Annotated in this window: 12 protein-coding genes, 1 rRNA gene and 1 pseudogene; 2 read left to right on the forward strand and 12 right to left on the reverse strand. The window is 74.1% G+C overall.

What is annotated here, in order from left to right; translation table 11 throughout:
* Window position 1 precedes the first annotated feature (1 nt).
* From B4U46_RS08510 to B4U46_RS08530, 5 genes are all read right to left on the reverse strand, one after another.
* On the reverse strand, window positions 2–1,114 hold the full coding sequence (locus tag B4U46_RS08510; RefSeq protein WP_079425513.1) for a glycosyltransferase family 4 protein: 1,113 nt from the start codon (window positions 1,112–1,114) through the stop codon (window positions 2–4).
* A 147-nt stretch (window positions 1,115–1,261) separates the two neighbouring features.
* The gene (gene recN, locus B4U46_RS08515; protein WP_079425515.1) at window positions 1,262–2,980 is read right to left on the reverse strand and encodes a DNA repair protein RecN; all 1,719 of its coding nucleotides are present in this window, start codon (window positions 2,978–2,980) and stop codon (window positions 1,262–1,264) included.
* A 107-nt stretch (window positions 2,981–3,087) separates the two neighbouring features.
* Complete coding sequence (locus B4U46_RS08520) at window positions 3,088–4,083, reverse strand: NAD kinase (RefSeq protein ID WP_261340942.1); 996 nt, start codon at window positions 4,081–4,083, stop codon at window positions 3,088–3,090.
* On the reverse strand, window positions 4,080–4,895 hold the full coding sequence (locus B4U46_RS08525; RefSeq protein WP_079425517.1) for a TlyA family RNA methyltransferase: 816 nt from the start codon (window positions 4,893–4,895) through the stop codon (window positions 4,080–4,082). The genes B4U46_RS08520 and B4U46_RS08525 overlap by 4 nt, the downstream gene beginning before the upstream one ends.
* A 7-nt stretch (window positions 4,896–4,902) precedes the next feature.
* On the reverse strand, window positions 4,903–5,211 hold the full coding sequence (locus tag B4U46_RS08530) for a hypothetical protein (RefSeq protein WP_079425519.1): 309 nt from the start codon (window positions 5,209–5,211) through the stop codon (window positions 4,903–4,905).
* 64 nt (window positions 5,212–5,275) lie between these two features.
* Here B4U46_RS08530 and B4U46_RS08535 point away from each other — a divergent pair, with 64 nt between their 5' ends.
* The gene (locus B4U46_RS08535) at window positions 5,276–5,623 is read left to right on the forward strand and encodes an SCP2 sterol-binding domain-containing protein (protein ID WP_079425521.1); all 348 of its coding nucleotides are present in this window, start codon (window positions 5,276–5,278) and stop codon (window positions 5,621–5,623) included.
* Here B4U46_RS08535 and B4U46_RS08540 read toward each other — a convergent pair.
* The 4 genes from B4U46_RS08540 to B4U46_RS08555 all read right to left on the reverse strand — a co-directional run bounded on the left by B4U46_RS08540 (window position 5,620) and on the right by B4U46_RS08555 (window position 9,758).
* Window positions 5,620–6,540 carry an ABC transporter ATP-binding protein gene (locus B4U46_RS08540; protein WP_237292741.1) on the reverse strand — a complete coding sequence of 307 codons (921 nt, stop codon included), beginning with the start codon at window positions 6,538–6,540 and terminating at the stop codon, window positions 5,620–5,622. The two genes, B4U46_RS08535 and B4U46_RS08540, sit on opposite strands and share 4 nt — an antisense overlap.
* Window positions 6,537–7,583, reverse strand: a complete 1,047-nt coding sequence (locus B4U46_RS08545; RefSeq protein ID WP_079431631.1) for a FecCD family ABC transporter permease — start codon at window positions 7,581–7,583, stop codon at window positions 6,537–6,539. The genes B4U46_RS08540 and B4U46_RS08545 overlap by 4 nt, the downstream gene beginning before the upstream one ends.
* 11 nt (window positions 7,584–7,594) lie before the next feature.
* Complete coding sequence (locus B4U46_RS08550; RefSeq protein ID WP_100864302.1) at window positions 7,595–8,554, reverse strand: FecCD family ABC transporter permease; 960 nt, start codon at window positions 8,552–8,554, stop codon at window positions 7,595–7,597.
* Window positions 8,555–8,714: 160 nt separating this feature from the next.
* The gene (locus tag B4U46_RS08555) at window positions 8,715–9,758 is read right to left on the reverse strand and encodes an HAD hydrolase-like protein (protein WP_079425524.1); all 1,044 of its coding nucleotides are present in this window, start codon (window positions 9,756–9,758) and stop codon (window positions 8,715–8,717) included.
* A gap of 143 nt (window positions 9,759–9,901) precedes the next feature.
* Here B4U46_RS08555 and B4U46_RS08560 point away from each other — a divergent pair, with 143 nt between their 5' ends.
* The gene (locus tag B4U46_RS08560) at window positions 9,902–11,173 is read left to right on the forward strand and encodes a DUF1015 family protein (protein ID WP_079425526.1); all 1,272 of its coding nucleotides are present in this window, start codon (window positions 9,902–9,904) and stop codon (window positions 11,171–11,173) included.
* 82 nt (window positions 11,174–11,255) lie between these two features.
* Here B4U46_RS08560 and B4U46_RS08565 read toward each other — a convergent pair whose 3' ends face one another.
* The 3 genes and pseudogenes from B4U46_RS08565 to rrf all read right to left on the reverse strand — a co-directional run bounded on the left by B4U46_RS08565 (window position 11,256) and on the right by rrf (window position 13,823).
* Complete coding sequence (locus B4U46_RS08565; protein ID WP_199848335.1) at window positions 11,256–12,122, reverse strand: tetratricopeptide repeat protein; 867 nt, start codon at window positions 12,120–12,122, stop codon at window positions 11,256–11,258.
* 78 nt (window positions 12,123–12,200) lie between these two features.
* Window positions 12,201–13,616 (reverse strand): annotated as a pseudogene (locus tag B4U46_RS40300) (hypothetical protein); the annotation flags it as partial.
* 90 nt (window positions 13,617–13,706) lie between these two features.
* Window positions 13,707–13,823: ribosomal RNA gene (gene rrf, locus B4U46_RS08575) — 5S ribosomal RNA — on the reverse strand.
* Window positions 13,824–13,916: the final 93 nt, after the last annotated feature.

Consider the following 13,916-nt stretch of genomic DNA (forward strand, 5'->3'; position numbering starts at 1 on the left):
GTCAGGGACGCCGGCGCTCCATCAGTTCGTCGTAGACCGAGAGGACCTGGGCCACCGTGTCGTCCTCCGACGGCCATGTCGCGGCCTGGGCGCGGCCGGCGACGGCGAGGGCCGCGCGGCGGTCCGGGTCGTCCAGGAGGGCGGTGACCGCGCCCGCAAGGGCGGCCGAGTCGCCGTACGGGACCAGGACCGCCGCGTCGCCGACGAGTTCGGGGACTCCTCCGACCTCCGTCGCCACCAGGGCGACCCCGGCCCGCAGGGCCTCCTGAGCCAGCAGGGAGCGGCCCTCCCAGCGGCTGGGGAGGACGGCCACGTCGGCCGCCGCCAGCAGGCGGTCGGCGTCGCGGCGGCGGCCCAGGAGGCGCACCGGGAGGTTCTCCGACGCGATCCGGCGGGCCAGTTCGGGGCGCAGCGGGCCCTCACCCGCGATCAGCAGCAGCGGTGCCGGCTCCAGGTCCCGCCAGGCCCGCGCCGCATCCAGCAGGAACGAGTAGCCGCGGCGGGCGACCAGGCTGCCGACGGCGATGACCAGGGGGCGCTCCACCACGCCCAGTTCCGCCCGGGTCTTGCCCGCGTCGGGCTGCGCCGGCGCGGCCGGGACGGCGACGGCGGCGAGGCGGGCGTCGCGCGCGCCGCGGCGGCGTGCGAGGTCGACCTGGTCGGAGGAGGAGCCCAGGACCACCGCCGCGGCCCGGGCCACGTGACGTTCCAGCAGGCGGCCGAAGCGGCCCAGCGGGCCCGCGTCCGGTGCGCTGCCGTGCCAGGTGACGACGAGCGGGGCGCGGCGGCCGCGGCCCCGCAGGGCGAGGGCGGCCCGCATCCCGGCCCGGACGCCGTGGGCGTGCACCACGTCCGCCCCGGCGCAGGCGGCCCGCAGGGCGCTCGCCGCGTCGGGGGTGAACTCCGCGCCGGCGCCGGTGAAGTCGTACTCCCCCTCGGCCGCGACGGGGGCGCACACGGTGACCCGTACGCCGCGCGCCGCGAGCCCCGTGGCGAGGGAGCGCACGTGCGCGCTGCTGCCCGCGCCCGCCCCGCCGAGGACCTGCACGGTGCGCAGCGGGGGCCGCCCGTACGGCAGGACGGGCGGCGGTGCCGAAGCCGGGGTACTGCTCACGGGCCGGAGCTCCAGGGTGAGAAGTCAGAGACGTCGCCCAGGATGCCAGTCCGTACGCGCGTTCCGGGACCATACGGGTGCGGATCCCGTGCGGGATACCGCAGTGCGCCCCCCATCCTCACCCACACGGGCTAACGCCCCGGTTTCTCAGCCGTCCGCCCGTGCCGCCGCGAGCAGTTCCTCGGCGTGGGCGCGGGCCGTCTGCGAGTCCTCCTGGCCGGCCAGCATCCGGGAGAGTTCGCGGATCCGGTCCTCGCCCTCCAGGACCGTGACCCCGGAGCGGGTCACCGATCCGTCGACGGTCTTCTCGACCAGCAGCTGCCGGTCCGCGAAGGCCGCCACCTGGGGCAGGTGGGTGACGACGACGACCTGGGCCGTCCTGGCGAGCTTGGCCAGCCGCCGGCCGATCTCGACGGCCGCCTTGCCGCCGACGCCCGCGTCGACCTCGTCGAAGAGGTACGTGGGCACGGGGGTGGTGCCGGCGAAGACGACCTCGACGGCCAGCATGACCCGGGAGAGCTCGCCGCCGGAGGCGCCCTTGGCGATCGGCCGGGGCTGGGCGCCGGGGTGCGGGGCGAGCAGCAGCTCGACCTCGTCGGCGCCCGCGGGCCCGTACGCGACCGGCCGGCCGCCGACCTCGACGCCCTCGGGGTCCTCGGTCTGGCGGATGTCGATGGTCACGCGGGCGTGCGGCATGGCCAGGGAGGCCAGTTCGGCGGTGACGGCGGAGGCGAACCGCTCGGCGGCCTCCGCGCGGGCGTCGGTGAGCGCCTGGGCCAGCTGCGACAGTTCGGCGCGCAGCGCGTCCCGTTCGGCGGTCAGCTCCTCGATCCGCTCGTCGTCCCCGTCGAGCTCCAGCAGCCGGGCGGAGCCCTTCTGGGCCCATTCGAGGACGGCGTCGACGGAGTCCCCGTACTTGCGGGTCAGCTGGGTCAGCGCCGCCCGCCGCTCCTCCACGGCGGCCAGCCGCAGGGGGTCGGCGTCCAGGTCGTCGGCGTACCCGGCGAGCTCGCCGGCCACGTCGCCGAGCAGGATGCCCAGCTCCGCGATCCGGTCGGCGAGGGCGCCGAGCACCGGGTCGTGGGAGCGTACGGACTCCAGCGCGCGGTGCGCGCCGGCGACGAGGGTGTTGGCGTCGACGCCCTCGGGGTCCTCGACGTCGCCCGCGAGGGCCGCGTGCGCGGCCTGCGCGGCGGAGGCCAGGGACTCGGCGTGCCCGAGCCGTTCGGCCTCGGCCGCCAGTTCGGCGTCCTCGCCGGGCAGCGGCTCGACGGCGGCGACCTCCTCCAGGCCGAAGCGCAGCAGGTCGGCCTCCTGCGCCCGTTCGCGGGCGCGGGTGGTGATGGTGTCCAGTTCGGCGGAGACGGCGCGCAGCCGCCGGTACGCGCCGGCGTACTTCTCCAGGGGGACGGCCACGGCGTCGCCGGCGTACCGGTCGAGGGCCTGGCGCTGGCGGGCGGGCCGCAGCAGGCCCTGCTGGTCGGTCTGGCCGTGGACGGCGACCAGGTCGTCGGCGAGCTCGGAGAGCAGGCCGACGGGGACGGAGCGGCCGCCGACGTGGGCGCGCGAGCGTCCCTCGGCGGACACGGTCCGGCTGATCAGCAGGGCGCCCTCGTCGAGCTCGGCCCCGGCCTCCTCGGCGCGCACGGCGGCGGCCGCGTCCGGGCGCAGCACGACGCGGCCCTCGACCACCGCGGCCTTGGCCCCGATCCGTACCAGGGCCGGGTCGGCGCGGCCGCCGAGCAGCAGCCCGAGGCTGGTGACGACCATCGTCTTGCCCGCACCGGTCTCGCCGGTCACCGCGGTGAAACCGGGCGACAGCTCGACCACCGCGTCGTCGATGACCCCGAGTGACCGTATCCGCATCTCCTCAAGCACGGGACGACCATACCGAGGTTTCGCGGGTGCCATGTGACCTCACCCGCCCGGAGTTTTCCGAACGGGTGTGCTAATAGCGGGTTCCTCGGAGGGCTTCAGTGCGGTGCGCCGCGCCAACCCGACACCGGCAGCGCGAACTTCGCCACGAGCCGGTCCGTGAACGACGCGTGGTGCAGCCGGGCGAGGCGCACCGGCACCGTCCCGCGCCGGACCTCCACCCTGGCCCCGGCGGGCAGCTCCAGCGTCCGCCGGCCGTCGCACCACAGCACCCCGTGCTGCGTCCCGGTCTGCACCTCCACCGCCAGCACCGAGTCCGGCGAGGTGACCAGCGGCTTCGCGAACAGCGCGTGCGCGCTGATCGGCACCAGCAGCAGCGCCTCCACCTCCGGCCACACCACCGGGCCGCCCGCGGAGAAGGCGTACGCCGTCGAGCCGGTCGGCGTCGCGCAGACGATGCCGTCGCACCCGAAGCCGGTCACCGGACGCCCGTCGATCTCCAGGACCACCTCCAGCATCCGCTCGGCGGACACCTTCTGGACGGCGGCCTCGTTCAGCGCCCAGTCCCGGTGGACCACGTCACCGTTGTTCCGGACGAGGACGTCGAGGGTCATCCGCTCCTCGACCTCGTACGCCTTGCGCACCACCCGGTCCACCACCCGGTCGAGGTCGTCGCGCTCGGCCTCGGCGAGGAAGCCGACGCGGCCCAGGTTGACGCCCAGCATCGGCACCCCCGACCCGCGCGCGAACTCCGCCCCGCGCAGCAGGGTCCCGTCCCCGCCCAGCACGATCAGCAGCTCGCACCCGGCCAGCGCCTGCGGCGTGCACTCCTGGACGAGCTCCACCTCGGACGGCAGCGGCATGTCCCGCGCCTCGTGCGCGAGCACCCGCACGCCGATCCCCGACTTCAGCAGCCCCAGCACCACCAGCTCGGCACTGCGCAGGGCCGCGGCCCGCCCCGTGTGGGCGACCAGGAAGACGGTGCGCGGACCCTCCGGCTCCCCCGCCGGACCCGCCGGACCCGGTGCGTCCGCTGCACCCGGTGCGTCCGGTTCGCCCGCTGACGCTGACGCTGACGACGACGAATCTGTCACTGAGGCCCCTCCGCCACTGCACGGTCGACATCCCCCGGGTCGAGTGCCGGTGCCCCCGCCCGAAGCCACAGAAAGTACTCGACGTTCCCCGAAGGCCCCGGCAGCGGACTGGCGGTGACCCCCAGCACGCCCAGCCCCAGCTTCCACGCCTGGGCGGCCACCTCCCGCACGGCCTCGGCCCGCAGCTCGGGGCTGCGCACCACACCGCCGCTGCCGAGCCGGTCCTTGCCCACCTCGAACTGCGGCTTGACCATCAGCACCAGGTCGGCGTCCGGTGCCGTGCACCGCACGAGGGCGGGCAGCACCAGACCGATCGAGATGAACGACAGGTCGCCGACGACCAGGTCCACCGGAACCCCGTCGATCAGGTCGAGCGTCAGCTCGCGCACGTTCGTCCGGTCCTTGACGGTCACCCGCTCGTCGCTCTGCAGCGACCAGGCCAGCTGCCCGTAGCCGACGTCCACGGCGACGACGTGGGCCACGCCCGCGCGCAGCAGCACGTCGGTGAAGCCCCCGGTCGAGGCTCCCGCGTCCAGTGCCCGGCGGCCCTCGACGGCCAGCCCCAGCGGCCGGAAGGCCGCGAGGGCTCCGGCCAGCTTGTGGCCGCCCCGGGAGACGTAGTCGGGGTCGCTGTCGTCCTTGAGGACGACGAGGGCCGCGCTGGTCTCGACCTGGGTGGCCGGCTTGGTCGCGGTCGTGCCGCCCACGGTCACCCGGCCCGCGGCGATCAGCTGGGCCGCGTGCTCCCGTGAGCGGGCCATGCTGCGGCGTACCAGTTCGGCGTCCAGGCGGCGGCGTGCCACTCCTGCCACGTTCGGTTCAGCTCCTGTTTTCGTACGGTCCGGGGACGGGCTGCGCGTCCAGCGCGGCGAGCGCCTCGCGCAGTCCCCTGTGCACATCCTCGTACACCTCGACGTGCCCGTCCGCCGCCAGGTGGTCCGCGTCCGCGAGCCGCTCCAGGTGCGCGTCGACCCCGGGGTGCCCGGTCGGGGTGCGTACGAGGCCCAGCGGCGCGGGCCCGGCGGGCTCGGCGGCCCCCGCCCCGGGCCCGCTCCCGGACCCGGCCGCGGGCTCCGTCAGGGGCTCCTGGGGGACGTCCGGAAGGCTCCCGGACAGTTCGTCGGTCATGCCCCGACGCTACCCCGAAGCACCCCGGCTGCCACGCACGGCTCTGCGGTACGGTCGGGACACCATGGCTACGATCCAGGAGTGCCGCGCGGCACTCGACCGACTCTCCGACAACCTCGCGGGGGCCGACGGCGACGTGCGCGGCGCGGCCGCCCTCGACCGCTCCCTGAGCTGCCACATCACCGACCTCGACGTGACCTTCGCCGGCCGCCTCGAGGGCGGCCGGATCCGGGTGGACGCCCTGACTCCCGGCCCGCCCCGCGGCAAGGCCGAGATCCGGCTCGCGATGTCGGGGGACGACCTGCTCGCCCTGGTCGACGGACAGCTGAAGTTCGCCAAGGCCTGGGCCTCGGGCCGGGTCCGCCTGGAGGCCGGCTTCCGCGACCTGCTGCGCCTCAAGAGCCTGCTCTAGGCCGCCGTCCTCGCACGGGCCCTGCGGGCCGACGGGACCACCAGCGGCGTGCCGGTCTCCGGGTCGTCGATGACCCGGCAGGGCACCCCGAACACCTCCTCCACCAGGCCGGCCGTGACCACCTCGGCCGGCGGCCCCTCGGCGACGACCACCCCGTCGCGCAGGGCGATCAGGTGGGTGGCGTAGCGGGCCGCCTGGTTGAGGTCGTGCAGCACCGCCACCAGGGTCCGGCCCTGCTCCTCGTGCAGCTGGGCGCACAGGTCGAGGACCTCCAGCTGGTGCTGGATGTCCAGATAGGTCGTCGGCTCGTCCAGGAGCAGCAGGGGCGTCTGCTGGGCCAGCGCCATCGCGATCCACACCCGCTGGCGCTGCCCGCCCGACAGCTCGTCCACGGCCCGGTCGGCGAGTTCGGCGACCCCGGTGGAGGCCATCGACTCCAGGACGATCCGCTCGTCCTGCGCCGACCACTGCCGCAGCAGCCCCTGGTGCGGGTAGCGGCCGCGGGCGACCAGGTCGGCGACGGTGATCCCGTCGGGCGCCACCGAGGACTGCGGGAGCAGCCCCAGGGTCCGGGCCACCTTCTTGGCGGGCGTCGAGGTGATCGCCCGCCCGTCGAGCAGCACCCGTCCGGCGGTGGGCCTGAGCATCCGCGACAGGGCGCGCAGCAGCGTGGACTTGCCGCAGGCGTTGGGGCCGACGATGACCGTGAACGAGTGGTCGGGGATCTCCACCGACAGGTTCTCGGCGATGACCCGCTGGTCGTATCCGAGGGTGACGTTCTCCGCGGTCAGCCTCTGCACCTGCGTACTCCTCGTGTCGGCCGGGCCGTGCCCGTGGGGGTGCGGCGCGTCCACCGCGTGCGTCGTGTGCGTCGTGTGCGTCGTGTGCGTGTGCACGGTGTGCCTGGTCTGCGTCATACCCGTCCCGCCTTGCGCTCCATGACGAGCAGCCAGAGCAGGTAGACACCGCCGACCAGGCCGGTGACGACGCCCACCGGCAGCTGGTCCGCGCCGAAGGCCCGCTGCGAGGCCAGGTCGGAGGCCAGCAGCAGGACGGCGCCCACCAGCGCGCCGGTCAGCAGGTTCGACCCGGGCGAGCGGGTCAGCCGCCGGGCCAGCTGCGGCGCGGCCAGCGCCACGAAGCTGACCGGCCCGGCCGCCGCGGCGGCCGCCGTGGTCAGCACGACCGCCGCCAGCATCAGCAGCATCCGGGTCCGCTCCACCGGCACGCCCAGGGCGTGGGCGGCGTCGTCGCCCATCTCGATCACCCGCAGGGCCCGGCTCTGCCCGAGGACCAGCGGGAACAGCACCGCGCAGGTAGCCAGCAGCGGCCACACCTGCGCCCAGTCCCGGCCGGCCAGCGAGCCGGTCAGCCAGACCATCGCCCGGGTCGCCTCGACCAGCTGTGCCTTGGCGATCAGGTACTGGATGACGGCGACGAGGACGGCCGAGGCACCGATGCCGACCAGCACCAGCCGGTACCCGTGGATCCCCTTCTTGTACGCGAGGAGGTACACCACGGCCCCGGTGAGCACACCGCCGACGACCGCGCCCAGCGCAACCTCGGTGGCCCCGCCCTTGAACACCGTGATGACGACGAGCGCGCCGACCGCCGAGCCGTACCCGAAGCCGAGCAGGTCGGGCGAGCCGAGCGGATTGCGCGAGACGGACTGGAAGACCGCCCCGGACATCCCGAGGGCCGCGCCGACCAGGATCGCGACGAGGACCCTCGGCAGCCGCAGGTCGTTGACGATGAAGTCGTCGGCCGGGGTGCCGTTGCCCAGCAGGGTGGACACGACGTCCCCGGGCGCTATCTCGAAGTCGCCGGTGCCGATCAGGACGACGGCGAGCGCCAGCGCCGCGGCGACCAGCAGCAGCCCGGCGAGCAGGGCGCGCGGCTCGACGCGCAGCGAGGTGGCGGCGGGGCCGCGCAGGGTGCGCGGCCGGGCGGCCCTGCGGATGCGGGTGTCGCTCACAGCTGGGCCATCCTCTTGCGCCGGACCAGGTGGATGAAGACGGGGCCGCCGACCAGCGCGGTGACGATGCCGACCTGGAGCTCGCCCGGCCGGGTGACCACCCGTCCGACGACGTCGGCGCCGAGCAGCAGCACGGGCGACAGGACGGCCGAGTAGGCGAGCACCCAGCGCATGTCGGGACCGGTGATCAGACGTGCGAGGTGCGGGATCATCAGCCCGACGAAGACGATCGGCCCGCAGGCGGCGGTCGCGGCCCCGCACAGCAGGGTGATGGCGGCCATCGCAGCGATCCGGGTCCGCGTCAGGTGCGCGCCCAGCGCCCGGGCGGTGTCGTCACCCATGGCCATCGCGTTGAGCGGCCGGCCCAGCAGCAGCGCGAGCAGGGCGCCGGCCAGCAGGAAGGGGGCCACCTGGCGGACGGTGTCCATGGTGGCCGACGCCAGCGAACCCACCGTCCAGAAGCGGAGCTTGTCCAGGGCCTTGCTGTCCATCAGCTGGACGGCGTTGATGTAGCCGACGAGCGCGGCACTGGCCGCCGTACCGGCGAGCGCGAGGCGCACCGGGGTCGCGCTGCGGCTGCCGCCGAGGACGTAGACGGCGGCGGAGACTGCGGCGGCGCCGAGGAAGGCCCACCAGACGAACTCGGTCAGCGTGCTCGCCCCGAGGAAGCTGATGGCGGAGACCACGGCGGCCGCGGCGCCGGCGCTGACGCCGAGGATGCCGGGTTCGGCCAGCGGGTTGCGGGTCAGGGCCTGCATCACCGCGCCGGAGAGGCCGAGTCCGAGCCCGACCATCACCCCCAGGACGGTGCGCGGGACCCGCAGGTCCCGTACGACCACGTCGTTGGTGGTGCCGCTGTAGTGGAACAGGCCGTGCCAGACGTCGCCGACCGGCATGGCCTTGGCACCGACGGCGATGCTCGCCACCGCGACGAGGGCCAGTACGGCGAGGGCGATCAGCAGACCGGCGGTGCGCCTGCCGTGGCCCGGACGGGCGACGGCAGGCGCGGGCGCGGGTGCGCCGGGCTCGGTTTCGGGGGGACTCTCAGCCAACACGCAAGTTAGGTTAGCCTACCCTCCGCCGCGAATGATCCCCCGTACGGCCGAGCGCCCCCGCTCACAACCCGAGCGCCCCCAGCGCCTTCTCCACGTCGTCGCGGTAGACCCCGTCCCCGGCCGCCGACCAGGCCGCCGCACACAGCGCCCGCAGCCCGTCGAGCGGATCGGCCTCCCCGCCCCCGGCGCGGGTCAGCTCCAGGTGCGTGCCCGCGTGGACCGCGCCCCAGCCGCCGCACCGCCAGGCCCCGTCCCGCTCCGCCACCTCCGGCTGCCCGGTCAGCAGCCCGCGCAGGTCCCGGTCCACGTACGTGGGCCGGTGCCGGGGCTCGGCCCGCAGCAGCTGCTCGGCGTCCGTGACCCCGGTCAGCACCAGCAGGGAGTCCACGTCCCCGTTGAACGCGCCCTCGATGTCGGTGTCCAGCCGGTCCCCGACCACCAGGGGCCGCTCCGCGCCCGTCCGCAGCACGGTCTCCCGGTGCATCGGCGGCAGCGGCTTGCCCGCCACCTGCGGCTCCGCGCCCGTGGCGATCCGCACGACCTCCACGGCGGCCCCGTTGCCCGGTCCGATACCGCGCGCCCCCGGGATCGTCAGGTCCGTGTTGGACGCGTACCAGGGCACCCCGCGGTTGACCGCGTACGCGGCCTCCGCGAAGCGCCCCCACTCCAGGCCCGGCCCGCCGTAGCCCTGGACCACCGCCGCGAGCCCCTCCTCGTCGGCGGAGTCCACGGCCACCAGCCCGCGCTCGCGCAGCGCGACCCGCAGCCCCTCCCCACCGATCACCAGCACCTTCGACCCCGGCTCCACCTGCTCCGCGATCAGCCGGGCCACCGCCTGCGCCGAGGTGATCACCTCGCCCGCCTCGGTCGGGATCCCCAGCTCGCACAGGTGCTCCGCGACCGCCTCCGGCGTCCGCAGCGCGTTGTTGGTGACGTACGCCAGGTGCATCCCGCCGGCCCGGGCCGCGGCCAGGGACTCCACCGCGTGCGCGATGGCGTGCCCGCCCGCGTACACCACCCCGTCCAGGTCCAGCAGGGCCGTGTCGTACGCCTGGTGCAGACTCCGCTCACTGCCCGCGGGACTGGTCCTGCTCTGCCGGGTCATCTGGCCGCTCCTCAATAACCGTTCTCAAAACGCTCGGGACACTTGCGGTGCTTCACTGCGCACGATCGATCTTGTCCGAGTTTGCACTACCCCGTCACTCCCCCGGCCATCCCGGATCGCGAGACGGGTCTTACCATGCACCAATGACCACACCTGGCAACGCGGAGCACGGGCTGCGCCTGACCCCCTTCAACGGACTGCGTTACGTCCCGGAGCGCGTCGGCAGCCTCGCGGCGGTCACCTCGCCGCCGTACGACGTGGTCGTACGCCCCGACGGAGTCGACTACCTCGAATCCGCCGACCCGCACAACATCGTCCGGCTCATCCTGCCGCAGGCCGGCACCCCGGCCGCCCGCAACGAGCAGGCCGCCCGCACCCTGAGCGACTGGCTCGCCCAGGGCGTCCTCAGCGCCGACCCGCAGCCCGCGCTCTACGTCTACGAGCAGCGCAGGGCCGGCCTGCTGCAGCGCGGCGTCATCGGCGCCCTCGCCCTGTCCACGGCCGCGGACGGCATCGTCCTGCCACACGAGGACGTGATGCCGGACGTGGTCACCGACCGCGCGGGCCTGATGCGCGCGACTTCGGCCAATCTCGAACCCCTCCTCCTCACCTACCGCGGCGACGGCCCGGGCGCCGGCGCGGACGCCGTCGTCGAGGCCACCGCGGCCCGCGAGCCCCTGCTGTCGACGGTCACCGAGGACGGCTTCCGCCACAGCCTGTGGGCCGTCACCGACCCCGCCGAGCTGGACGTCGTCACCGCCGACCTGGCCCACCGCCAGGCCCTCATCGCCGACGGCCACCACCGCTGGGCGACCTACCTGCGCCTCCAGGAGGAGCACGGCTCACCGACCCCCTGGGACTTCGGCCTCGTGCTCCTGGTGGACACCGCCCGCTATCCGCTCCAGGTCCGCGCCATCCACCGGATGCTGCGCCGCCTGCCCCTCTCCGAGGCCCTGGCCAAGGCCGAGGGCTCCTTCCGGATCCGCCCGGTCGACGGCCCGCTCCCGCTGGCCCTGGAAGCCCTCGCGGACGCCTCGGAGCGCGGCAACGCCTTCCTCCTCACCGGCGACGGCACCTTCCACCTGGTCACCGACCCGGATCCGGCCCTGCTGGAGCGCACCGTCCGCCGCGACCGCCCGGAGGCATGGCGCCGGCTGGACGCCACGGTGCTGCACGCCTCCCTGCTGGACGCCCTGTGGCAGGTGCCGGACGCCCCGGACCACATCGCGTACATCCACGACGCGGCGGCCACGGTCGCGATGGCCGAGCGCCACGGCGGCACGGCCGTGCTGCTGCACCCGGTCCGCGAGGAGGTCGTCCGCGACCTGGCCCGCCAGGGCGTGACGATGCCCCGCAAGTCCACGTCCTTCGGCCCCAAGCCGGCCACCGGCCTGGTCCTGCGCAGGCTGGGCTGACGAGGGCCGGGCCGCCTCGCCGGACATGCGAAAGGGCGGCACCCCCCCGGGGGGTGCCGCCCTTTGTCGGCATCAGGCCAGGTCAGGCCTTGTCGCGGGCCTCGCGCTGGTCGTCCTCGACGACCACGATCTCGTCGGTGAGGTCCACGTCGGCACCGGCGTCGTCGACGGGCTCGTACTCCTCGTCGTCCTCGTCGTAGTACTCGGTCTGGTCGCCGGCCCGCTCGGCGGCGGCCACCTCGGCCGCGTCCTCGTCCTCGTCGTCCTCGTCACCGAGGTCGTCCAGGTCCGCGTCCGCGTCCTCTTCCTCCTCCAGCGAGGCGGCGTCCACGAACTCCACGCCGTCGATCTCGGCCAGGCGGTCGGAGGCGTCCGTCGCGCCGTCCTTGTCGGCCTCGAGGGTCTTGGCGAACCACTCGCGCGCCTCGTCCTCACGGCCGGCGGCCAGGAGGGCGTCGGCGTAGGCGTACCGCAGGCGCGCGGTCCACGGCTGGACGCTGTTGGAGGCCAGCTCCGGGCTCTGCAGGGTCACGATGGCGGCGTCGAGCTCGCCCATGTCCCGGCGGGCTCCGGCGGCGACGAGACGCATCTCCACCTGGCCGGCCTTGTCCAGCTTCTGCACCTCGGGCTCGCCGGCCATGGCCAGCGCCCGCTCGGGACGGCCGAGGCCGCGCTCGCAGTCGGCCATGACGGGCCACAGCTCGACGGAGCCGGTCATCCGCTTGGCGGCACGGAACTCGGCAAGGGCCTCGCTGTACTTCTGCGTGGCGTACGCGGCGAAGCCGGCGGCCTCGCGCACGGCGGCGACGCGGGAGGCCAGACGCAGGGCGATGCGGGAGTACGCGTACGCCTGCTCGGGGTCGTCGTCGATCAGCCGGGCCACCATGACGAGGTTGCGCGAGACCTCCTCGGCCAGACCCTTGGGCAGGCTCAGGAGCTCCTGGCGCACATCGGCGTCGATCTCGTTGCCGGTGACGTCGTCGTCGATCGGAAGCCGCTTGACCGGGTCCCGGTCGCGGTCGGCACGGAACTCACGGCCGCCCCGCTCCTCGCGACCGCCACGGAAACCACCGCGGTCATCGCGGCCACCACGGTAGCCACCACGCTCGCCGCCCCGGTCGTCACGACGCGGGTAGGACGGGCGGTCACCCCGGTCGTCACGGCGGCCGTACGAGGGACGGTCCCCACCACGGTCGTCACGACGCCCGTAGGCCGGACGGTCGCCACCGCGGTCGTCACGGCCGCCACGGAAACCGCCGCGCTCGTCATCACGACGCGGGTAGGAAGGACGCCCGCCACGGTCGTCGTCCCGACGCGGCGAGAACGGACGGTCGCCGCCCCGCTCGTCACGGCGGAAGGAGGGACGGTCGCCACCACGGAACCCACCACGCTCGTCATCACGACGGGGGTAGGAGGGACGGTCGCCACCGCGGTCGTCACGACGCGGGTACGACGGACGGTCGCCGCCACGGTCGTCACGACCGCCACGGAAACCGCCACGCTCATCGTCACGACGCGGGTAGGAAGGACGGTCCCCACGGTCATCACGACGGAAGGAGGGACGCTCGCCACCCCGGTCGTCACGACGGAAGGACGGACGGTCGCCACCACGGAAACCACCGCGCTCGTCATCACGACGGGGGTAGGACGGACGGTCCCCACCGCGGTCGTCACGACCGCCACGGAAACCACCACGCTCGTCGTCACGACGGGGGTAGGACGGACGGTCGCCACCGCGGTCATCACGACGCGGGTACGACGGACGGTCGCCACCACGGTCGTCACGACCGCCACGGAAACCACCACGCTCGTCATCACGACGCGGGTAAGAGGGACGGTCCCCACGGTCATCACGACGCGGGTACGACGGACGGTCCCCACCACGGTCGTCACGACCGCCACGGAAACCACCACGGTCGTCGTCCCGACGCGGCGAGAACGGACGGTCGCCGCCCCGGTCGTCACGACGGAAGGACGGGCGGTCGCCGCCACGGTCATCGCGACCGCCACGGAAACCACCACGCTCGTCATCACGACGCGGGTAAGAGGGACGGTCGCCACCGCGGTCATCACGACGCGGGTACGACGGACGGTCCCCACCACGGTCATCGCGACCGCCACGGAAACCACCGCGCTCGTCATCACGGCGGGGGTACGACGGACGGTCGCCGCCGCGGTCGTCACGGCCACGGAAGCCACCGCCGGCCGGACGTCCGCCGCGGTCGTCACGGCGGAAGCCGCCACCGGCGGGGCGACCACCGCGGTCGTCGCGGCGGAAGCCACCACGGTCACCGCCTCGGTCGTCACGGCCCCCGCGGTAGCCGCCCCTGTCACCGCCGTCGTTGCGACGAGGCTCGCGCTCCGGACGATCGTCGGGAGAGTTGGACATGGGTGTGACTCCTGTCTTCGGGGTACCGCTGTCATTCTCGCGCAACCAGCCCATGGCCGCGCTTCGGCGTAAAGAGGTGTAAAAACAAAAAGGACCCTTGGTCCTCAGCGTGAACGCTGAGGACCAAGGGTCCTTTGAAAGATTGTTCGGCGGCGTCCTACTCTCCCACAGGGTCCCCCCTGCAGTACCATCGGCGCTGAAAGGCTTAGCTTCCGGGTTCGGAATGTAACCGGGCGTTTCCCTAACGCTATGACCACCGAAACCCTATCGGTTTCGAGCGAACAAGCACACTTTGTAGTTGTGTTCCAGCTCTAGAAACCAGCAACTGTTCGTTACTTCAGAACTAACACAGTG

Source organism: Streptomyces katrae (assembly GCF_002028425.1).
Classification (GTDB): Bacteria; Actinomycetota; Actinomycetes; order Streptomycetales; family Streptomycetaceae; genus Streptomyces; species Streptomyces katrae_A.

Bases quoted from the DNA above. Each gene is read 5' to 3' on its own strand.
- B4U46_RS08540 (WP_237292741.1), bottom strand. From the start codon at position 6,540: ATGACGCAGACCAGGCACACCGTGCACACGCACACGACGCACACGACG.
- B4U46_RS08555 (WP_079425524.1), bottom strand. From the start codon at position 9,758: ATGACCCGGCAGAGCAGGACCAGTCCCGCGGGCAGTGAGCGGAGTCTG.
- recN (WP_079425515.1), bottom strand. From the start codon at position 2,980: ATGCGGATACGGTCACTCGGGGTCATCGACGACGCGGTGGTCGAGCTG.
- B4U46_RS08560 (WP_079425526.1), top strand. From the start codon at position 9,902: ATGACCACACCTGGCAACGCGGAGCACGGGCTGCGCCTGACCCCCTTC.
- B4U46_RS08535 (WP_079425521.1), top strand. From the start codon at position 5,276: ATGGCTACGATCCAGGAGTGCCGCGCGGCACTCGACCGACTCTCCGAC.
- B4U46_RS08530 (WP_079425519.1), bottom strand. From the start codon at position 5,211: ATGACCGACGAACTGTCCGGGAGCCTTCCGGACGTCCCCCAGGAGCCC.